This is a genomic window from Methanolobus sp. WCC5, assembly GCF_045690325.1.
In the GTDB taxonomy this organism is placed as follows: Archaea; Halobacteriota; Methanosarcinia; order Methanosarcinales; family Methanosarcinaceae; genus Methanolobus.
Genome location: NZ_CP146981.1, coordinates 1,195,618 through 1,216,772, shown reverse-complemented (window position 1 = coordinate 1,216,772; position 21,155 = coordinate 1,195,618). Strand labels below are relative to the sequence as shown.

Here is a 21,155-nt window from a genome sequence, read left to right as displayed (position 1 = left end):
TATGTTCTCTTCTACAAAAAAAGTAACCACAGTACACACCCATAGATTTAAATATTTTATCATATATCTGCATATACTTTCATATCATTGTATAAAGAAGGTGAACTTATGACTGATGTAATAGTAATACTCGGAAGCAAATCAGATAAGGATGTAGCAAAAAAAACAATCGATATTTTCGACAAATTCGGTATCGAATATGAAATTACAGTAGCATCAGCACACAGAACTCCTGGCAGGGTAATTGAGATCATTGAAGAAGCTCATAAGAAAGATGTTAAGGTCTTCATAGCAGTTGCCGGACTTGCTGCGCATCTTCCTGGTGTTGTAGCAGCCCACACAACAAAACCTGTAATAGGAGTACCTGTGAATGCCGAACTTGACGGAAATGATTCCTTGCTCTCGATTGTACAGATGCCACCAGGCATTCCGGTTGCATGCGTGGGAATTGGACGGGGTGAGAATGCTGGAATTCTTGCTACCCAGATACTTTCAACTTATAATAAGGAACTTGAAGCAAAATTAGCAGATTACAGGAAGGAACTTGCAGATAAAGTGGAAAATGATGCACTAAACCTATTTGCGTGATCAGTACACTACTTTGTGAGTTAAAGAGTTAGCATTTTTATGCTCTTAACGATGATTGAACTTTTAAAGCAAGTTCAATCATATATCTTAATAAATATACTAATCAGATTACAGGCTGACAGGAGATTATCATGAGCACACGCGAGTATATGCTGGGAAACGTTGCAATAGCACGCGGTATCGTTGAAGGTGGCGGTCAGGTCATATCCGGTTATCCGGGGACTCCGTCATCTGAGATAATCGGTACACTGGCATCGATGAAAGAAAGGGATTTTTACGTAGAATGGTCGGTCAATGAGAAGGTTGCCCTTGAGGTTGCAGCCGGTGCGGCAATGGCCGGTGTGCGCTCGGTTGTCACTATGAAACACGTGGGTCTTAATGTTGCAGCTGACCCTCTCATGACCCTTGCATATACCGGTGTCAAAGGCAGCATGGTGATAATCGTTGCAGACGACCCGTCCTGTCATTCCTCCCAGAACGAGCAGGACACCCGCCGTTACTCACAGTTCTCACTCATCCCATGTCTGGATCCCTGTACCCCCCAGGAAGCAAAGGACATGCTACCCTATGCGTTTGGAATATCCAACAAGCTGCAGATGCCTGTGATCTTCAGGCCCACTACGCGCATATCCCATGGCAAATCAGACGTGGAACTTGGACCGGTTACCCCGGAGATGCCCGTTGCAGACTTTCAGAAAGACCTTGAAAGATGGGTCATGATCCCCAAAAATGCCAGGGTCCGGCACGTTCATCTGCTTGGGATCCAGCAGGATATCCTCGAGGAACTTGAGAACTCCCCCTGGAACGAACTGGAGATAAAAGAAGGTGCAAAGGTCGGTGTCATTGCATCAGGAATTGCCTCGGTATATGCCAGGGAAGCTGTTATCAGGCAGGATGTCAATGCATCGTTCCTCAAAATAGGCACCTATCCTGTTCCCGTAAACAAGATACGCACCATCATGGAGAACTGTGAGCGTCTGATCATTTTTGAGGAAATGGAGCCTGTTGTAGAAGAACAGGTCCGGCTAATAGCACAGGAACTGGGTTGTGCTGTTGAGATAATTGGTAAGATGCAGGGTCCGGTGCCAAGGATATTCGAACTTAACACAGATATCTGTGCAGATGTTCTTGCAGAGGTCCTGGGTCTTGAAAGACCGGTCGTACCTTCTGAGGTCACTGAGGATTTCGACTACAATGCCTGCAGGCTGGAGCTTCCGATGCGTCCTCCTGTCATGTGTCCGGGGTGCTCCCACAGGGCTACCTTCCATGTCATGAAAAAGGTTTATGGGAAGAACGCCATCTTCCCAAGTGATATTGGCTGTTACACCCTGGGTATCCAGAGCGGTACCGTTGACACTACGCTCTGCATGGGTGGAAGTATAACTGTTGCAAGCGGGATCTACCAGGCAGGAGAGAAAAGGCCTATATGCTGCTCCATAGGTGATTCCACATTCTTCCACACAGGCATGAACGGCCTGCTCAATGCTATCTATAATAAGGCAGACATAACAGTGACCATCGTGGACAACCGTACCACTGCAATGACCGGGCATCAGCCCAACCCCGGAATGGGGAAAATGGCAACAGGTGAGGAGACCGTGGAAGTTTGCCTGGAGGATCTGTGCAGGGGTCTGGGTGCTGAGTTTGTTGAAACTGTTGACCCATATGATCTTGAAAGGACAGAAGAGGTCTTCAAAAGGGCAAAGAGCTACAAGGGAACATCGGTTGTAATAACAGAGCAGCTATGTGTTATTGATGCAAAGCGTTCCGGTATTCGCAGAAGACCATTCATAATCGATCCTGAGGCCTGCACCGGATGCAGGATATGCGTGAACCTTGGCTGTCCGGCGATCGAATTTGACACAAAGTCCAAAAAGGCATCTATCAATGCAATGTGCACAGGCTGCAGTGTGTGCGCCCGCCTTTGCAAGTTCGATGCCATCTCGGAGGTGAACATATGAATAGTTCAGGAGTATCCCGATTCGACCTTGTCATAGCCGGTGTCGGCGGGCAGGGTACCATCCTTGCATCCGACATCATCGGCAGGACGGCTGTAAAGGAGAATATGCCGGTGCGTGCAGCAGAGACTCATGGTATGGCACAGCGCGGCGGTTCAGTTGTTAACCACGTAAGACTTGGATGTGAATTTGGTTCCATGATCCCACGTAAAGGTGCTGATGTTCTGCTTGCCCTTGAGCCAAGTGAGGCATTGAGATATCTTGAGTATCTTTCCGATGACGGTATAGTCATAGTCAACACTGACCCGATACTCCCTGTAACTGTTACATCTGGCCTTTGCAGCTATCCTGATGTCAATGCTATCATTGAGAACCTTGGTCGTGGCCATGAAGTAAAAGCCTTCAATGCCACAGGTCTTGCAAAGGAGGCAGGCAACATACAGGCAATGAATGTTGTCATGGTCGGTGCGGTCTCCAATTACCTGCCGTTATCTGCTGATATAATGCTGGAATGCGTCAGGGAACTTGTGCCTCCAAAGACCACAGATATCAATGTCAGGGCATTTGAGCTGGGAAGGGCGGCAACACAGGGATGTCCTTAAAAGAAAAAAAGGCTGCACATTATATGTAAAATAGAAAAAAGGTTTTCTGGAGAGCCTGGATATATCAAAGATATTTCTCTTCCAGTCTCTTCAGTATTTCTTTACCGGTACTTGTCAGAACATATTTTTTCCATGTTGTTTTTTCGGGAGTGAGGCAGCTAATCAAATCCTTTTCCTCAAATTCCTTCAAAGCACGGCTAATGTTCTGTGTCGACCTATTGTTTTCATGGGCAATATCTGAGGCTTTGATGATATTGTGTTTCTTCATAGATTCCATGAGTACCAGACGGCGGTCGACACTTATGACCCATATGAGTAGTTCATCCATAGATTTCTCATCCAGCTTCTCCATTGCCTTTTCCTCAAATGTAAGTTTGCATACAAAATTCTATATATTATTTTACTGTATTTTGTTGAATAATTCCCTGTAAGCAAGGCTCAGATCACCGATATCTTTTCTGAATACATCTTTGTCAAGACTCGTGATAATCCCTTTTTCAAAATCATCCTTTTTCCAGAAACGACATCCATCAGGAGTGCCAACTTCATCAGCAAGGATTATCTCCCCTTCAGGAGTTCTTCCGTATTCTACTTTGAAATCTGCTAAAACGATATCATTTTTAGCCAGTTCCTGACTCAATATATTATTTATTTTCTTAGTCAGGTCAGTTACATATTCAATCTCTTTTTCGTTCATCCACCCTTTCGACAATATCTCGTCTATTGTCACAGGTCTGTCCACTTCTTCAAACTTGGTGGTAAACTCGATCATTCCACCAGGTATTAATGAACCTTCTTTTGGTTCAACTCCTTCAGGGAGGTTGATTTCTCCTGCATCGTAGCGGCGTAAGAGAGAACCAGCTGCATAGTTCCTCCAGATCACCTCAACAGGTACGATTTCCAGTCGTTTGACAATCATGCTTGTTGATGTCGGGCATTCAATATAATGTGTGGGTATACCCTCTTTTTCTAAGATCCTGAACCAGTGTTCTGCTAATTTGCATGTTATTTCGCCTTTTTCAATGTATTCTGCCTTTTTTTTGCCATCAAAAGCAGTTATCCTGTCTGTGAAATCAAAAAGAAGAGTTTCCTTTGAGTTCTCATAGATGTCCTTTGCCTTTCCTGATGCTATGTATGTCAGATTCTTTTCCTGCATAGAGGGACAATTGCATTCATAGTTTAAATAACTTGTCATATCTTTTAATATACATGAATTAGATACCATTTGATCAATTCATATCTTCTTTCTTATTTGATAGGCTCCCTTCTTTCTTATTTGATAGGCTCTTTATTGTTAATTCAATAATGCAGATGCATTTTTCAGTAGGAAGGGTAGTTGAATTATGTGATAAAAATGTCCTCAAAGCTATGGGATGAGCATTATTTTCGCAGGTATCCTTGTCATCGGCATAAGTCTGGAAAAGGATATAGCCAGGTCGTGCTTTAAGGAAAAGCATCATCATCAGGAAAAAAAAAGAATGGAATTTACCGATAAGGAAGGGACTTATGCATGCCTTTATTTGCCATTTTCCCAAGCTGGGTCCATGGGAAATGATGGTCAGTCTTCCACATAGAGCAGATACAGACAACTGTTCTCTCTCATCTCCATGAATCCCTGGGTCTCAGTGATGCCTGCTTTCTCCAGTAATACCTTCTTCCATGATTCCGGTGGCAGTGCAATCTTTCCTGTATAGGCCTTTGCAGCAATCTGGGCATACTGCAGGGGTTTTCCTCCTATCTTTATCCTCTTTGCTACTTCCTTACGGTATGTCTGGTGCATCATACATGCACTGTGTGCAGCAGAAGGCTGTATCGTGTGATTGAAATGGTCTGTTGCTTCCATGTGGACAGGATTGAAGTTTCCTATCCTTTTAATGTATTCACGGATAGCTTTTGAAAAAGGACATACCTTGGTAACAAATCCATACTTGCTGATCTGCCCTATATTCTCAAAAGACGAAAGTACTGATTCCCCGTTCACAACTGCATTAGCGAAATCCTCCCATGTCTGATATTCTTCTTCAGGTACTGATTTTGCAAGGGATTCAGCCTGACCTACCATATAGTTCGTAAAACCTTCAACTCCTTGTTTATCAGAGATATCCTCAAAAAAGAGGTAAACTGACACATCAACAAAAGGATTTGATTCAATGTTCTCGGCCATGTGTGATCACCATTAATCGATAATTTCCTCTCCTGCACTCTTACCCTTGACAATGAGGGCAAATACACAGGAGGCGTTACGCAGTATACTTTTAATATGTCTCTCATCAACATTTATCCTGGCAAGGTTCTCAGGCACCATCTTCACTTCACCGGTCATGCCTTTGTTCGCCAGTTGCAGGCATTCAAGCGCCTGTTTTGCAACTGTTATATTGTTCGCTGCAACTTCCCTGAACTTCTGGTGGGTTATACAGTAATTTGAAACCGCAGAATCCCTGATACGGCTGTTATAGCTATCCGCAACATCGGTGTCTGAATCGGGTATTGGTCCTATCCTGGAAATATACCTCCCCATTGTAGGTGCCATAGGACATACTTTCAGAGCATAGACATATCCTATAACATCCCCGTCCTTATCAGTAATAGCAAGGTCAGTCTGGACATTGACATCTCCCTCCACGGTCAGGGATGTCCTTCCATCCTTCATTGCCACATTAAAGGCCGGCCATCCCACATATGCTTCCTTGCCCATTCTCTCGGCATAACTTTCACCTACACGAAGCCAGTATTCTACCACACCTTCAGTACCGGCCTTGCTGACCATATCGTCAACAAGCGAATATATTGCAATGTCCATCATGATTACAGGTCTCCTTTATCATCTCGGGTCCGATTAGTTAGTATACAATATTTATATATTAATTGTCTTTATAGTTTTTATCCTTTACTATTGAATTCATAAAATTATATTAAATTTGTGTTATTTTAATCCATTTAAGCTCCGGATTATCAGGATATAGTTGCTCAGTGGTCATGTTATCTTCATCGATTATCTTTGCGGCTTCATCCCGGGATCTGACATTTATTTCAAAAGGCCCCTCTCCTGCAACATCATACCTGAGAGAAAGTTTTCCGTCTTTTGCCATGAAGAGTCTTACATAATCCTTGCTTAAGGATTCCAAACAAAGTTCATGTGCTTTCTGGCTTTTTGCTTCCCACACAATTAGCTCGGTCTCTTCTAATGGTGAAGTATTGTCCTCTTGTTTTCGGTGTGTTATTTTGATGTCATGATCTATCGCAAAAACATCATGTTTCTTTTCGATTACACCTGAGAAACTACCTGAATTTCCGTTCTCCGAAAGGACCAATGTTGTTGTATCATGGCTGTATTCATTCATATCTGTTCTTGCAAGTGAATGCAACATCTGGGTGAATGTAGTTCTCTTGCTGATTTTCCCTTTGCATGGGCGCTTAAGATGCTGAGTCCAGATATTTTTCATAGATTTCGACCGTTTAAAACCAATTATGCATAAGATCAGGAATCTCCTAATAAGTCCCTGATAGAACTCTGTAGTCTTTCAAGCGATACAGGATCAAGCAGGAGGAACATATCACCATATATTGTTCCTGCTCCTGCATCTTTCCCTGAAGAATACACCATGAACATAGTTTCAATATTCAGAATATTCCCGGATTCCGTGTGCATCATAGAAAGTCCCCTGTCAAGGATATCTGCAATAGGTCCTATGCTGATATCAGGCACAGAATGCATGATACTCAGATTCAGGAAAGACGATAGTGAACTCAGGTATGAACCTGCGATTATATTCCCTGTTTCAAGAAGTGCTGATTCGTATATATCAGGATCATCCTCATGTTCAATTCCCTGCAACAGCAGATTGCTAAGATATACAGCATTGCCAAATTCAAACATCAGCATTGCAAGGCCATTAAGGTCCCCATGGATAGGTATCATTATACCGGTCATGGTTATTGAATCCGGTATCATGTCAACAATTGCAGAAGGTTCAAAAAGCCTGGCATCTGACAGATTTAACTGAACCCTTTTCTCTATCATCCTGGAAAGGGAGGTTGTTGCATTTCCCATTCCTATGCTTCCTATTTCCTTAAAAGCGTCAATTGAAAAACTGTCCAGTTCCTTATCCATCTGATTCACTCCTTTATTATTAGAGTTACACTAATGCGTTCTTTTCCATATAGAAATTCTCTCCCACATAGAATCTTATATATTCCTCATGTCCACCTTTCATCAGGCGGATCTTTGTTCCTTCTTCTTCTGCCAGGTTTAGGAAAAGACCTTCAAATCTGGATACTGTTTTTTCATCATGTGCCGTTTTATTGATCATTCCTACAAGGAGCAGTTCCCCGGATGCAAATCTTTCCACCATCTCTGACATGAATTCATATGTCTTCTTTTCTCCTTCTGTAAGAAGCAACTGGCTTATGGGTTCAAAGATAACTGCACATCCTTTAGGAAGCTTGTGTGTAAGTTCGAAGAATTTATCAAGCTCATCTTTTGGTAATTTGATGACACCGTCTTCATTGCTTACCTGTTTGCTGGTTGATGAGATCTCGATGAATTTCATAGCACCGATATCCATAAGGTCTCCTATCTTCTCTTTGTAGATGGCTGTACGCGGTTGTGTGGACACCAGAACGGTGTTTATCATCTCTCCGTAAAGCTGCAGGCATATTTCAATTACAGAGTCTTCATACCTTGTCTTTGGAGTATATTCAATCAAAGTGGACCTGTTAAGTAACGTAGATATCTGGTCAACTTCAGGAATGTTGTTGCTGTCATTCTCTGATCCCGCCGGGCTGGTGAATACCATACCTTCTATTAGAAAATCACCAAGCTTCTCCCTTGGTATCGTTTCAAAAGCCCGGAACATCAATATGCCGGCTGACGCAAAGATGCTGGTATAGACCGCACCCCAGAATCCCATGAACAGTAATATGGCTTCGGTGATATCTGTATCTTGAGAACTTATTGCAATGGAAGGGAATATGGCAGTAGTGATGAGGAATATGGAAGTCAGTGCAAGGAGTAGCCAGGCAATAGATCCTTTTTTAGTTTCAAAATATACTTTTACCCAGAAGTATATAGCTGCCAATCCAAATGCCATTGATATGGATACAAAAATGATGTGTATTAGTGTTATTTCCGGAGTTAACATCCTGCTGCCACCTTTAATTATTCTTTAAATTCACTATGCATATATTATATTGTATTATATTATATTCTTATCTATATTAATATATTTTTATACCTTTTAGCGCACTTTTTACCGTAAGTTCTCCGTTTTCTGTGTCAAGTATTATTGTTCGTCCGTAATTCTGTCCGGTATCTTCTGCAACGATAGGGATCTTCAGCTCTTTTAGTGTTAGTTTTGTGGCTGTCACATTTCTCTCGCCGATATTTAGCTGAGTGTTGGAATTAAAGGAGAACATGCTGGCTCCTCCCGCAATTTTAGCTGAGATGCGATGCCTGAACGCACCATCAGCCACCATGCTGTCAAGAAGGTGAGGGATACCCGTATCTGCAAACTTTGCTATGTTATCCTTTGACCTTGCCTGTTCTATGCTGGGTAGCATTATATGTACCATTCCGCCAATTCCTGTGCTCTTATCATACAGGGAAATACCTACACACGACCCAAGTCCAAGGGTTGTGAGTTTTGTGGGCTTCCTTGCCACAGCACTATCAGCCATTCCCACTACTATCATGTTTATCTCGTACGCATTTCTTCTATCCTTTCAAGTATTGATTGCAATGAGGCTGAATCAAGCAACATATACATGTCACCACTTAGGCTGTGGTATTCATCTTCTCCGGTTACTTCAAAAAGCGTTGTCAATCCGAAAATATGTTCCACTTTCCCGTTCATGTGCTGTTTTGCTTTTGTAAATATCTCATCATGACTTCCCTGGGACATTGTAGGGATCGAAGGTATTATCGAAAGGTCAAGAAACTTTGAAAGTGCATTATAATAGCTTCCTGCAAGGATATTGGCAACCTCTATAAAGGCGGAACGCTTTAAATAAGTGTCATCCTCAGGATTATTGCCTTTAAGGAGCATATTGGCAAGCACTTCTGAATGCTGTTCCCGAAGAATGAGTATGAATCCTCCGTTCATATCTCCCATAACTCTCACAATTGCTCCTACCCATTCTTTATTTATGTTCTGGCTGATATCGCGGACACTAAGCAATGTAAGAGCTGAACTGCTCACCTTTATTGATTTATTGACCAGTTGTGAAAGAGCAGTTGTTGCATTTCCCATCCCAATGTTACCCACTTCATTAAGGGCATCATAATAGAATTTATCAAGTACTATATTCATCATTTTCACTCCGCTTAAACCATTTTGTCAATTTTTTCCAGTATAATATCCATTGAATCAGGATCGAACAGTGTAAGGAATATACCACCCATCTCTTTTTTTTCGATCATGAACAATGTATCAAAAAGCAGTGCATATTCGGCTTTTTTGCTCATCTCTATCAATATATGGTCGATTATGGCTCCAAGCATGTCAAAAGTATGCATCGGGGGGGATATCTTGATATTAAGTCCCAGGAAATCCGATAGTGAACTAACGTATGAGCCTGCGAGGATGTGACCCACTTCCTCTATCAGGGACTGGTTAAAAGGATCAAGTATGTCAATATTCTCAGAATTATTGATAATCTTGCAGATCATTTCGGTAGATCCTTCAGGTAACATCATCATTATGTATCCTTCAATATCACCTGTAACATGCATGATCACTCCCGATACAACAGTATCAGCTCCGCCGGCAACCTCCGGCACTTTCTCTATTAGCTCCACTTTTAACCCAGGAACTTCGATTCTGATCTCCTTTGAGACCATTTTTGAAAGGGAGGTCACAGCATTGCCAACGCCTATATTAACTACCTCCCTTAATGCACTGATCTGGAATTCTGTAAGGTTGGATATTTCATATTTCATGTTAAACTCCCGGGACACATGGTATACTCTGCCATTTCAAACAAAGATTCATGCATCATTTCTGGTAGATCCTCTCCTTGGAATTGTAAGCCCTGAACATATCTTTTGAGGGGCCGATGAGTGTTTCGGTTTTTCCCATCACGAAAAAACCATCTTTTAAAAGGGCATTGTAGAAATCCATGTAAAGCTGCTCCTGTAATTCCTTCTGGAAATAGATGGTAACATTCCTGCAGAAAATAGCATCAAAACCATTCATTTTCGGGCCTGATATAAGATCCTGCTTCTTAAACTGGGTAACTTTTTTAAGTTCCTCGGAAACAATGAAATTATTCCCTTCTTTTACAAAATAACTGCTAAGGAAAGCAGGCCTGACATCTTTCATTTCTGCACCGGAGTAAATGCCCTGCTGTGCCTTAAGAAGACTATCTTTATCTATGTCGGTACCTGTTATTTTGATATTATACTTATTGAAATCATTGCCAAGCAGATAATGTAATAACATTGCAATGGAGTATGCTTCAACCCCGATGGAGCATCCTGCACTCCATATACGTATGGATTTAAGTCCCGTGCCTTTTGCTTTGATCAAAGCCGGTAATATCTCTTTTTCAACGACATCATAGACTTCCGGATTTCTGAAAAAGTTTGTAACATTAACTGTCAGGGCTTCCATCAGTTCAGGGTACTCATTACTATTGCTTTGAAGCAGTTTAACATAGTCCCTGTATGTGCCGGAATTGGTTGCACGTAGTCTTACATCGATCCTTCTTTTAAAATGTGAATCCTTATATTGTTCACAATTAAATCCAAGGTTCTTATGTATGAGTGTTTTGAGCATCTCATAATCTGCATCTTTTTTCTGCATGGTCTCAAGCATATTTATCCATCCACAAATTCTATTGTCACATTATTCCCATCTCTTAACGGTGTGGTGAATCTGGCCGGAACACTGTTGACAAGAAGCCTCATCCTCTTGCCTACAAGTTCCTCCTTTTTAATATCCATAAACTCGAAAAGATCTGAAAGAATGGGGTCTGCTTCCTTTCCATTTTCAAATCTTACAATATCGCCATCACGTATCCTGTCAAAAAGGCTTGCTTTATTCCCGTTCAGGATAATATGTGGCTGTGATCCGTTTAATACAACTTCCTCACCATTTAGCAGCACGACCATATGTCTGCCGTCTTCAGTTTTTCCAAGAACATCTCCCAGATTATAATTACATTCGATCTTTTCTATGCTTATGATGTCCCCGTCTTTGACAAGATGCTCTGCAAGCTCACAATGCTTTACAGTTTCACCATTCAGCTCTACTGTGTATCGTATTCTGTTAAGGTCGTGTATCTGGTCATTCACCATGATGCTTATCTTATTATCCGGATTCATTTCCTGTTCAAGAATATCTTCCAGACAGGGGTTCCTGATAACTATCAGGGCTCTGTCAGGGACATTATCTTCAGAAGATGCCTTTTTCCCGTCTATAGTGACATATGGTCCCTGTTCTATATCTTTTCCATTAATGTTTATCTTCATGGAGTTAGGTATTCCCAGTTTTTTAGCCAGGTCCTTTACATTTGAAGATGCATCCCTGCCATCAACAGGAGCCGTGAACTCTATAACTGCGCCTTTATGTACAGGATCTCCAAGGCTTGCTTTTTTCCCGTCAAGCAATATCTTTGCGTGCTCTCCTATCTCTCCTTCAATGGTAAAGAATGAGGAATTGACGTTCAGGCTCAGGGCCATCCCGGGGCGTGGGTATAATCTTTTTATTTTTGCGGCTACAAGCACATCCATCACGGACAGGCCATTGAAATCCATAAGGTGAACATCGGTTCCGTTAACAGAAACATCGATGAATCCGATACCTTCTTTATGGATCCCAGTGCTGGCAATTCCAAGAGGTGTGATCATGTCCGCACCGATGACTTTTCCGGTTTCATCGGTAAAACTCCCGATCATTTCCGGAAGTCGGGAACCAATTCTCTGTGAGGACAATCCGAGATGCATGGAAAGATGTTCTTTGAGTCCTGCAGTCTGCGACCCCCCTCCTACAAGGACCACTGCTCTGGGGGCTGCGTTGTTAAGCGATATGATCTCCTGTGCAATGTGGGATGCCAGTTTACCCACTTCATCTCCAATGTCTGAAATTATCTGGCTTACAGGGACTTCTGTCCTAACGCCAAAGATATCTTCAAGTTCAATTTTTTCTTTGCAGTTCAGGGACTTTTTTATCATTTCACCTTTTTTAAAATCAACAAGATAATGGTCGCAGATGAAATCAGTGATCTCATCGCCTGCTTCAGGTACCATTCCATATCCTGTGACTTTGCCTTTATCTGTGATTGCGATGTCTGATGTGCCTGCACCTACATCCACCAGTGCAATGTTGAGTTTGCGCATATCGGCAGGTATAGCAACATTTAATGCAGCTATAGGCTCCAGTGTAACACTTGAGGCCTCAAGTCCGCATCTGTCAAGAACTGCAAACATGCTGTTGATTACAGCATCAGGGAGGAATGTTGCCAGTACTTCTACGGAAATCGAACTTCCTTTCTGACCGAGTATATTAGCTATTTCCTGCCCGTCAAGTTCATAGCTGACAACCGAATATCCTACGCAGTTGAATCCTTCTTTCATTCCAAGTTCATTGCCTGCTCTTGCAACTGCCTCAAATTCAAGTTCACAAATGTCCCTTTTTGTAATCTCTCTATAGGGTATTCCTACTGAGAGCTTCACCTTTGATGTTTTTAAAGCTCTTCCCGCAACGGCTACCGATGCTTTTGACAACTTTTGCCCAATTTGCCTTTCCAGATCATTTTTTACTGCATCCACTGCTTTTGCAACCTTTTCAACATCGTGTATCTGCCCGTCGTGCATACTCCTTTCTTCATGTTCATGTATGCAGGCAGCTTTTATACAGAGCTGTTCCCCTTCTGATATGAGGCCGACAACAGTTCTTGTTCCGATGTCCAGGGCAAAATGGGCACTATTCATCATTTATCCCATCATCTTTTTCATGATAGCCGCCATAATAATATCCGTAGCCTCGGGTTCAAAAAGCATGTTGAATTCATTCCTGGAATTTGTAGACGGTATCAGGCATTCCCCTTTTACAACTATGAACTGGTCTGCCAGCTCTCCTATCTCCGTCTTTATGAAATCCCCTACGCCATCCATATTTACTTCTATACTTGGGTCCCCTATCCTGAGATTGATTCCCAGGAATTCATTCACGACCCGCATATAGGAACTGCATAGGTTTACTCCCATCTCACGTAGTTTTCTTATCTGGGGTTCCTCTATTTTATTGGTCGTACCGATGGGTTTTTTCATAAGAAGGTCGGAAAAAGAGAGCGCAGAAAATTTAGGGAGTAGTATGAGAGTTCCTCCGCTAACATCGCCAGAGATATGAAGATGGATACCAATGACACTTTTATTTTTTCCTTCTTCATTGCTCCTTGCCATTATCTCGTCCAGACTAAGCATTTCAACAACAGGGATATCTATCTTTACTTCACGGTTAACCATTTTTGAAAGTGAGGTGGCCAGATGCCCCATCCCTATATTACCTGCTTCCTGAAATGCTCCTTTTGCCATTTCGTCCATTTCTGCCATTTTTTTCCCTCTGTTTAGATCAATGTAGCAATATCCAGGATGAGTGCGACACTTCCATCTCCAAGGATGGTTGCACCAGCAAATCCTTTCATATTCTTAAGAATTTTATTATCAAGTGTTTTTATTATTACTTCCTGCTGCCCGAGAAGATCATCAACAACAAGGCCAATGTTAGACCCCATTTTCTCAACAACTACCACAATCAGGTTTTCTTTATTTTCCTGCTCATTTTCACAGTTGAGTATTTCATGCATTCTAAGCAGCGGAAGTACTTCACCTCGCAAAAGTATGACCTCTTTTCCTTCGATAGTCTTTATTTCGCTGGCTTTGATACCTACGTCGCGAACAACATTGCTTAGCGGTATTGCGTATGTTTCATCTGCAACAGTTACCATCAATGACTGGATAATTGCAACTGTAAGCGGTAGCTGCAATTTCATAATGCTTCCCTGGCCGGGCACAGAACTTATCTTTACGCTTCCACCCAGGGCTTCTATCTTTGTTTTAACAGCGTCCATCCCGACTCCTCTTCCGGAGATGTCAGTAATGACTTTTGCTCCGCTAAAGCCGGGCATAAAAATAAGGTTCAAAGCATCTGTTTCTGAAAGTTTTTCAGCTTCTTCCCTGCTCATAATGCCTTTTTTGACAGCTATCTCTCTGAGATTGGCAGGGTCCATGCCTTTTCCGTCATCTTCTACTTCAATGAGTACACTATTCCTTAGCCTGGAGGCTGCAAGCCTGACAAGACCTGCAGTTGGTTTACCAAGTTTACTGCGTTCTTCCTCAGGTTCTATTCCGTGATCGACTGCATTGCGCAGAAGATGCACGAGCGGATCGCCAATTTCATCAAGGACCGTTCTGTCAAGCTCTATCTCTTTCCCTTCGATGATGAGGTTTATCTGCTTGCCCTCGGATTTTGCCAGATCTCGCACCATTCTGGGGAATCTGCTGAATATCTGGTCAATAGGGACCATCCTTGATTCCATTACCTCTGTCTGTATCTCGTTTGTAAGACGGTCAAGGTTTGCAAGCGATTCGTCCAGATCCTTGGCATTTAGATCAGAAGCAAGCTGGTTCAAGCGTATCTTGTTAATGATGAGTTCTCCTACGAGGTTCATCAGGTTGTCAAGCCTTTCGATATTGACCCTGACGCTCTGTATGCTTTTGACCGAATCTGACCTTTTGATGGATGAATTGTTCTGCTGGACATCATCATTGGTGTCTTTTTTGTCAGTTGATTTCTGTTCAGCTGGTCTTTCCTGTGAGATGGTGGTAGGAACTACTTCTTTGATCTCTGATATTTTCTCAACAGCTCCTACTATTTCACTATCTTCCGCCTTTGTGGCAAATAATACCGTAAATTCAAAATCGAATTTCTCATCCTCAAGTTCTGCCTCACTTGGCTGGCACTTGATTATTTCTCCAAGTTTGCTGATATTGATAAGTACCAGTGTGGATCTTGCAGATTTAAGCACACAGGATTCATCCAGAATTACTTTTAATGCCACTATCCTGCTCCCTTCATTGCTGGCATTTTCAATTGCTCTTTTTTCAGCATCTGATAGTTCGATGTATGGCCAGGGGGTAACGTCCTGCACAGGTTGCAGTCCTTTGTTTATCTCATTTTCAAGGGTATTGATGCTTGAAGCCATTGAACCTGTTATTTCGTTTACAGGGAGGGTTCCTTCCATAGCTTTTGAAAGGTTGGTCCTTAGTGAGTTTATGTCAACTTCTGCACCACTATCGACATTCTCTACCAGTGCTTCAAGTGTGTCCAGGCATTCAAAAAGTACATCTATAAGTCCATTGCTCACTTCTACCTGTGACTTCCTTACCATGTCCATCAGATTCTCCATCTCGTGCGTCAGTTCTGCAATGGTGGAAAATCCCATCGTTGCTGACATGCCTTTTAATGTATGTGCTGAACGGAACATTGTGTTAATGTATTCCAGGTCACCGGGATTTTGCTCAAGCCCCAGTAATGAATCATTAAGTTGTTGCAGATGTTCTTCGGACTCTGCTTTAAATATTTCTTTGTACTCTGACATATCCATGGTCACACCAACCCTTAGATCACTATGATCTTCTGTATTCTCAAAAACATTTTAATCACCGGATGAGTTCAGCATTCGTACTATTTCTCCTGCGATCTTCTCCAGAGGAACAATACTATCTGCAAGACCTCGCTGAACGATTGCCTTTGGCATTCCATATACCACACAGGACTTTTCATCCTCTGCTATCGCTTTACCACCGGCATTCTTTATATCTTCCATGCCATCTGCGCCATCTGCGCCCATTCCTGTCAAAACCGTAGCTATTATATTCTGTCCGTATATGGGCACCAGTGATTTGAAAAGTATGTTTGCACAGGGTCTGACACCCTGTTCACGAGGTCTCTGGTTAAGCGAAACAATTTCATGGAACACGCCATTATTTTCAATGGATGTTATTTCCATATGGTAGTTACCGGGTGCGATATATACATGTCCTGCATGAAGCACATCTCCATTCTTTGCCTCGGTAACTGTCACCTCGGATTGACTATCAAGTCTTTGTGCCAGTGACGCTGTAAATCCTGCAGGCATATGCTGGACAACTACAACAGGGACTTTCAGGTTGCCAGGCAATCTTGGGATGACCTGCTCAAGTGCGCGGGGACCGCCTGTTGAAGATGCAATAGCAATTATCTTTCCTTTTGCATGGTGTTTTATCTTTCTTGCAGGCTGCCTTTTTTCTGCCGTCTGCAATACTTTTCCGTCGTTTTCACGTGCTTTCTTCACGTGTTCTTCCATGAACCCGAGTTTCTTCAGGTCCACTTTGGAGGCCATTTTTACCTTTGTGCGGATCTCATTAGCAATATCTGCGATATTAAGACTGATATTTCCGGATGGTTTTTGTATGAAATCAACCGCCCCATACTCAAATGCATTCAGTGTGCTCTCTGCTGCCCTGGAATCGATTGCTGTTAACATGACCACCGGTGTGGGACATTCGCTCATTATATATCCAAGGGCGTGCAATCCGTCCAGTACCGGCATCTCTACATCCAGGGTTACTACATCCGGCCTGAGCTTTTCGACCTTCTCGACAGCTTCAAGTCCGTTCCTGGCGGTAGATATTACTTTCATTTCCGGGTCTTCTTTGAGGATATCAGAGACAACCTTACGCATAAGCGCGGAGTCATCGACTACAAGTACATTTATGGTCATATCACATTACTTTTCCAATTACTTCAAGCACTTTAGCTGCATCAAATGGTTTGACTATGAAGTCAAGAGCTCCTGTTTTGAGTGCATCGGTGACCACGGATTGTTGTCCAATTGATGAACACATGACCACTTTTGCAGCAGGATCCATTTCCATTATCTTTTTCAGTGCATCGATACCTTCCATATTTGGCATGACTATGTCCATGAAAACCAGTTCCGGCTTTATCTGCGGATATTTATTTACAGCATCCAGCCCATCGACACACTCTGCGACAACTTCATGACCATTTTTTGTTAATATGTCCTTGATGACCATGCGCATAAAAGCGGCATCATCTACAATCATTACTTTTACCATTTTATTCGTATCTCCCATGTTTGGTATCATATAACCTGTGCAGAAATTGCACGACATATTGGTAGAATGTGGATTGTATTTCTACGTTATTATATAGTGTATAATATAATATATTAATTTATTGTTTAGCTGTCTTGAATGTTTGAACACAGTTAAGAAATATAGGGAAATCAGTTCTCGTTTTTTGCTCAATCTACAGTGATAAGCAAAATATACGCAAAATATGCCAGAAAACATTACTGCAAAACAAGTCTGTTTTGTTCTCATGTTATGCAATAGAAAGAAGCACAATAAGTATACAGAATCTGACAAGTATGCTGATACCTGTGGAGAATGTTACTATCCTTATACCAATGCGTGGTCCGAATATGGATATGTATCTTGGTAACAGCGTCCTGATGCTGAATAGTGGTAGCATGAACATACTTCCGAGCATAAGGACTATCATTGCCTGGATATTTGATATCCCATTGTTACTTATCATTGGACCTAAAAGCGAGATACCAAGTATGGGACTTGCAACGTAGCTTGTAAGAGGTACGATGCTCTCAGGCGGAATTGAGAAAAGCTCTGCAAGCGGCAATACATTGAACACCTCAAAAGCTCCGCGTTCCCTGAGAATGAAGACCAGTGTTGTCATTGAGAGGTATATTATTGCTATCTTCGTGAACAACTTGCGATTGCGCTTAAAGGATCTTTTGATAGCATCTTTAAGGGTCACCGTTTTAGATGATACGCTTTCACCATACTGGCATCTGTTTTTTTCAAGGAAGATCCTGCTGAGCAATACAACAGCACTGACCTTTACAATTGCAGTCAGTATGAAGACCATTACATAGAAACCACCGACAACAGGTCCTAGTGCCGGAAGAACTATAGGTATCTGGTATGTGATTATTTCTCTCACGTACGCAGGTGTGCTATTGAGAAGTGCGCACAGCATGGTCTCTTTTTCATTGATGCATCCGCTCTCCTTGAAATTGACCACCATGCCGTTTGCAGCAACTGTGGAACCAAGAGATACCATAAATGCTGATGCACATGTGTCAGGCAGGTTTGTATATTTGAAAATGGGCCTGACAATTCCTGAGAATTTCTGCATGAACCCCAGCTCTATAAGGATGCCGGTCCCGAAAAGTCCCAGAAATATCATTAGGATTATAGGGATAGCAAAGTCCAGCACCCTGAAAAAAACGGATAACATGGAGTATTGTACGGGGCAGGAAGTAAATTAAATTATCTCTATGGCAGCAGATGTTACACTCAAAACCTGCTCTTTTATCATTGTAGTTATTATAACATTGGTTGGATAGAAAAACCTTATATTGATGATAACCTATTGAAAGGTGGTGATCGAGTTGAAAAAGAACCTTATGGATATTCTTGCATGTCCTGTATGTAAGGGTGATCTTGTCCTGAATATAGAGAAGGAGGATGCGAACGAGGTTATATCGGGCACTCTCTACTGTTCTGTTTGTAATGAATACTACCCTATAGAGGAGGGTATACCAAATATGCTTCCTCCTGACCTCAGGGAATGAAACTGGTGAGGAAATCCAATTGCAACAGGTGCATATTAACAGGCTTGGGGTAAACTCGATCGAGTTTGATACGGACACTTTAGAATTGCCTTTATCTCCCGGCGAGGAGCGAAGTTTTGAGATAGTGATGATCAACTATGGTGCACCTACCCATGTGAACTTCTCCGTAAGCGATACCCTCAGGGAGAATATAACTATCCTCGAGGACAATCCATATGTCAGGCATGAAGAATATATTCCTCTCATAGCAAGGATACCTTATGATGGAAGGCTCTATACAAAGGGCCAGGTTTTTATAACAGTGGGATACGGTTCCAAAAGAGAGGGATTTAATTTGAACCTGGGCTATCCGGGCCCCAATGAGAACGGTTTTGTTGTTGATGTTGATGAATCCCTGTATAAACCGGCTAAGAATTCCAAAACATCCAGACCTGTATCCAGACCTTCTTCTGCTGCACCGGATAAAGAACGCTGGATTGTTCAGTTTCCAGCGCTGTCTGCTGAAATGTTCAGGTCTGCGGCACATTTAGTTGCTCCACACTGGTCCGGCATTGTCAGGTTGATCATGTTGTTATTATTACTTTCTTTGATAGTGATTTTTGTATCATCCATTGGTATGGGCCGATTCTTTGGTTTTTATCAGTCAGTCTTCTATTCTATCTTACTGACCTATTTTATGTTTTATCTGTTAATCAAACTTCCAAAATCTAAAAGATGATCAAGGTGAATTATATGAAATATATCATAGTGACCGGCGGCGTAATGAGTGGGCTTGGAAAAGGAATTACCACTGCTTCTATCGGACGGAACCTGAAGAACAAAGGGTACAAGGTTACTGCTATTAAGATTGATCCTTACATAAATATCGATGCAGGTACTATGAGTCCTTTCCAGCATGGTGAGGTCTATGTTCTAAAAGATGGTGGTGAGGTGGACCTTGATCTTGGGAACTATGAACGTTTCCTGGATACCGAACTTACAAGGGAACATAACCTGACAACAGGGAAGATATATGAGTCTGTGATATCCAAGGAACGCAGGGGCGAGTACCTCGGAAAGACCGTACAGATAATCCCTCACATCACCAATGAGATTAAAGAGAGGGTCCGTAAAGTAGCTGCCAAGAGCGGAGCAGATATCTGTCTGATAGAAGTGGGAGGTACTGTCGGTGATATTGAGAGTATGCCTTTCCTGGAGGCCGTAAGGCAGATGTACAGGGAAGAGTCACGGGAGAATATAGCTTTTGTACATGTGACCCTTGTGCCCATGGATCCCCAGGGTGACCAGAAGACAAAACCGACACAGCATTCAGTTAAAGAACTGAGGGAACTAGGCCTGAAACCCAATATAATAGTTACCCGATGTCCTGAACCTTTGCTTGAAGGTACTATTTCAAAGATATCGCTTTTCTGTGACGTTCCTGAAGAGGCGGTCATCAGTGCCCACGATGCGAATGATATATACGAAGTTCCCTTGATGCTTGAAAATGAAGGGCTTACAGATTACATTATGAAACATCTTGACCTGAGCTCTTCCCAATCCGATGATGCGTGGGCAAGAATGGTAGAGAGGATGCACAACCTTAAGGATAAGGTAAGGATTGGCATAGTTGGGAAATATACTCACCTTGAAGATTCATATCTGAGTATCAGTGCATCCATAAAGCATGCTGCAATCGAATGCGGTGTTAATTATGAGGTCTGCTGGATCAATGCAGAGTCCTTTGAAGAAAATCCCGAAATCGTATCATCACTTGCGGAATATGATGGGATACTCGTTCCGGGAGGATTTGGCGAAAGAGGTACCGAGGGCAAGATAAATGCTATACGCTTTGCAAGGGAGAATGATATCCCATACCTTGGTCTCTGTCTTGGGATGCAGCTTTCGGTAATCGAATTTGCCAGGCATGTTGCAGGTCTGGAGAATGCCAACAGCACAGAATTCGATGAGGATACTCCTTATCCGGTCATTGATCTTCTCCCTGAACAGGAAACGGTGGTTGATATGGGAGCGACCATGCGGCTTGGTGATTATGAAGCCGATCTTAAACCAGGCTCCCTGGCAGAGAAAATATATGGCAGTTCCAGGATAGTGGAACGCCACAGGCACAGGTATGAGGTCAATCCTAATTATGTCGACAAGATAGAAACACATGGGATGGTATTTTCAGGGAAGAACAGGAACAGAATGGAAATAGCCGAGATTCCAGGAAAGAGATTCTTCTTTGGATCACAATTCCACCCTGAGTTTAAATCACGCCCCGGCAATCCGTCACCACCTTTCAGGGCCTTTATCCAGGCGATGATTGATAAAAAGAACTAAAAGGCGTTTTAAATATTAAATA

24 protein-coding genes are annotated in these 21,155 nt (G+C 42.4%); 6 read left to right on the top strand and 18 right to left on the bottom strand.

The window, feature by feature from the left end:
• Positions 1-108 precede the first annotated feature (108 nt).
• The 3 genes from purE to V7O64_RS05760 all read left to right on the top strand — a co-directional run bounded on the left by purE (position 109) and on the right by V7O64_RS05760 (position 3,148).
• On the top strand, positions 109-588 hold the full coding sequence (purE, locus tag V7O64_RS05770; protein ID WP_407357065.1) for a 5-(carboxyamino)imidazole ribonucleotide mutase: 480 nt from the start codon (positions 109-111) through the stop codon (positions 586-588).
• Positions 589-719: 131 nt separating this feature from the next.
• Positions 720-2,549 carry an indolepyruvate ferredoxin oxidoreductase subunit alpha gene (gene iorA / locus V7O64_RS05765; RefSeq protein ID WP_407357064.1) on the top strand — a complete coding sequence of 610 codons (1,830 nt, stop codon included), beginning with the start codon at positions 720-722 and terminating at the stop codon, positions 2,547-2,549.
• Positions 2,546-3,148: an indolepyruvate oxidoreductase subunit beta gene (locus tag V7O64_RS05760; RefSeq protein WP_407357063.1), complete on the top strand. Its 603-nt coding sequence runs from the start codon at positions 2,546-2,548 to the stop codon at positions 3,146-3,148. The genes iorA and V7O64_RS05760 overlap by 4 nt, the downstream gene beginning before the upstream one ends.
• A 64-nt stretch (positions 3,149-3,212) precedes the next feature.
• Here V7O64_RS05760 and V7O64_RS05755 read toward each other — a convergent pair whose 3' ends face one another.
• The 18 genes from V7O64_RS05755 to V7O64_RS05670 all read right to left on the bottom strand — a co-directional run bounded on the left by V7O64_RS05755 (position 3,213) and on the right by V7O64_RS05670 (position 18,474).
• Positions 3,213-3,500 (bottom strand): sugar-specific transcriptional regulator TrmB, encoded by a 288-nt coding sequence (locus V7O64_RS05755; protein WP_407357062.1) that lies wholly within the window; start codon positions 3,498-3,500, stop codon positions 3,213-3,215.
• A gap of 48 nt (positions 3,501-3,548) precedes the next feature.
• Positions 3,549-4,304, bottom strand: coding sequence for a phosphoribosylaminoimidazolesuccinocarboxamide synthase (gene purC, locus V7O64_RS05750; protein ID WP_407357061.1), 756 nt, complete (start codon positions 4,302-4,304; stop codon positions 3,549-3,551).
• Between the two features lie 73 nt (positions 4,305-4,377).
• Positions 4,378-4,683 (bottom strand): hypothetical protein, encoded by a 306-nt coding sequence (locus tag V7O64_RS05745; RefSeq protein ID WP_407357060.1) that lies wholly within the window; start codon positions 4,681-4,683, stop codon positions 4,378-4,380.
• Positions 4,684-4,706: 23 nt separating this feature from the next.
• The gene (locus V7O64_RS05740; RefSeq protein ID WP_407357059.1) at positions 4,707-5,312 is read right to left on the bottom strand and encodes a hypothetical protein; all 606 of its coding nucleotides are present in this window, start codon (positions 5,310-5,312) and stop codon (positions 4,707-4,709) included.
• Positions 5,313-5,324: 12 nt separating this feature from the next.
• A complete protein-coding gene (locus tag V7O64_RS05735) occupies positions 5,325-5,951 on the bottom strand; it encodes a hypothetical protein (RefSeq protein WP_407357058.1) in 627 nt (208 codons plus the stop codon).
• Between the two features lie 109 nt (positions 5,952-6,060).
• The gene (locus V7O64_RS05730; protein ID WP_407357057.1) at positions 6,061-6,591 is read right to left on the bottom strand and encodes a hypothetical protein; all 531 of its coding nucleotides are present in this window, start codon (positions 6,589-6,591) and stop codon (positions 6,061-6,063) included.
• Between the two features lie 35 nt (positions 6,592-6,626).
• On the bottom strand, positions 6,627-7,259 hold the full coding sequence (locus V7O64_RS05725) for a chemotaxis protein CheC (RefSeq protein ID WP_407357056.1): 633 nt from the start codon (positions 7,257-7,259) through the stop codon (positions 6,627-6,629).
• Between the two features lie 25 nt (positions 7,260-7,284).
• Entirely contained in the window at positions 7,285-8,238 is a 954-nt protein-coding gene (locus tag V7O64_RS05720) for a DUF3795 domain-containing protein (RefSeq protein ID WP_407357055.1), read from the bottom strand.
• Between the two features lie 127 nt (positions 8,239-8,365).
• Complete coding sequence (locus V7O64_RS05715) at positions 8,366-8,839, bottom strand: chemotaxis protein CheD (protein WP_407357054.1); 474 nt, start codon at positions 8,837-8,839, stop codon at positions 8,366-8,368.
• Between the two features lie 2 nt (positions 8,840-8,841).
• Entirely contained in the window at positions 8,842-9,459 is a 618-nt protein-coding gene (locus V7O64_RS05710; protein ID WP_407357053.1) for a chemotaxis protein CheC, read from the bottom strand.
• An 11-nt stretch (positions 9,460-9,470) separates the two neighbouring features.
• The gene (locus tag V7O64_RS05705) at positions 9,471-10,085 is read right to left on the bottom strand and encodes a chemotaxis protein CheC (RefSeq protein ID WP_407357052.1); all 615 of its coding nucleotides are present in this window, start codon (positions 10,083-10,085) and stop codon (positions 9,471-9,473) included.
• A 55-nt stretch (positions 10,086-10,140) separates the two neighbouring features.
• Positions 10,141-10,962 (bottom strand): CheR family methyltransferase, encoded by an 822-nt coding sequence (locus tag V7O64_RS05700; protein ID WP_407357051.1) that lies wholly within the window; start codon positions 10,960-10,962, stop codon positions 10,141-10,143.
• Positions 10,963-10,964: 2 nt separating this feature from the next.
• A complete protein-coding gene (gene pilM, locus V7O64_RS05695; RefSeq protein ID WP_407357050.1) occupies positions 10,965-13,082 on the bottom strand; it encodes a pilus assembly protein PilM in 2,118 nt (705 codons plus the stop codon).
• A complete protein-coding gene (locus tag V7O64_RS05690) occupies positions 13,083-13,700 on the bottom strand; it encodes a chemotaxis protein CheC (protein ID WP_407357049.1) in 618 nt (205 codons plus the stop codon).
• Between the two features lie 14 nt (positions 13,701-13,714).
• The gene (locus V7O64_RS05685; protein WP_407357048.1) at positions 13,715-15,754 is read right to left on the bottom strand and encodes a chemotaxis protein CheA; all 2,040 of its coding nucleotides are present in this window, start codon (positions 15,752-15,754) and stop codon (positions 13,715-13,717) included.
• Positions 15,755-15,805: 51 nt separating this feature from the next.
• Entirely contained in the window at positions 15,806-16,912 is a 1,107-nt protein-coding gene (locus tag V7O64_RS05680; protein ID WP_407357047.1) for a chemotaxis response regulator protein-glutamate methylesterase, read from the bottom strand.
• A gap of 1 nt (position 16,913) precedes the next feature.
• Complete coding sequence (locus V7O64_RS05675) at positions 16,914-17,270, bottom strand: response regulator (RefSeq protein WP_407357046.1); 357 nt, start codon at positions 17,268-17,270, stop codon at positions 16,914-16,916.
• A 268-nt stretch (positions 17,271-17,538) separates the two neighbouring features.
• Positions 17,539-18,474, bottom strand: a complete 936-nt coding sequence (locus tag V7O64_RS05670) for a nucleoside recognition domain-containing protein (RefSeq protein WP_407357045.1) — start codon at positions 18,472-18,474, stop codon at positions 17,539-17,541.
• A gap of 145 nt (positions 18,475-18,619) precedes the next feature.
• Between V7O64_RS05670 and V7O64_RS05665 the strand changes: the two genes are divergently transcribed.
• From V7O64_RS05665 to pyrG, 3 genes are read left to right on the top strand one after another with little or no spacing between them, the layout of a single operon-like run.
• Positions 18,620-18,811 carry a methytransferase partner Trm112 gene (locus V7O64_RS05665; protein ID WP_407357044.1) on the top strand — a complete coding sequence of 64 codons (192 nt, stop codon included), beginning with the start codon at positions 18,620-18,622 and terminating at the stop codon, positions 18,809-18,811.
• A 19-nt stretch (positions 18,812-18,830) separates the two neighbouring features.
• Entirely contained in the window at positions 18,831-19,529 is a 699-nt protein-coding gene (locus V7O64_RS05660) for a hypothetical protein (RefSeq protein ID WP_407357043.1), read from the top strand.
• A gap of 14 nt (positions 19,530-19,543) precedes the next feature.
• Positions 19,544-21,133 carry a glutamine hydrolyzing CTP synthase gene (gene pyrG, locus V7O64_RS05655; protein WP_407357042.1) on the top strand — a complete coding sequence of 530 codons (1,590 nt, stop codon included), beginning with the start codon at positions 19,544-19,546 and terminating at the stop codon, positions 21,131-21,133.
• Positions 21,134-21,155 lie beyond the last annotated feature (22 nt).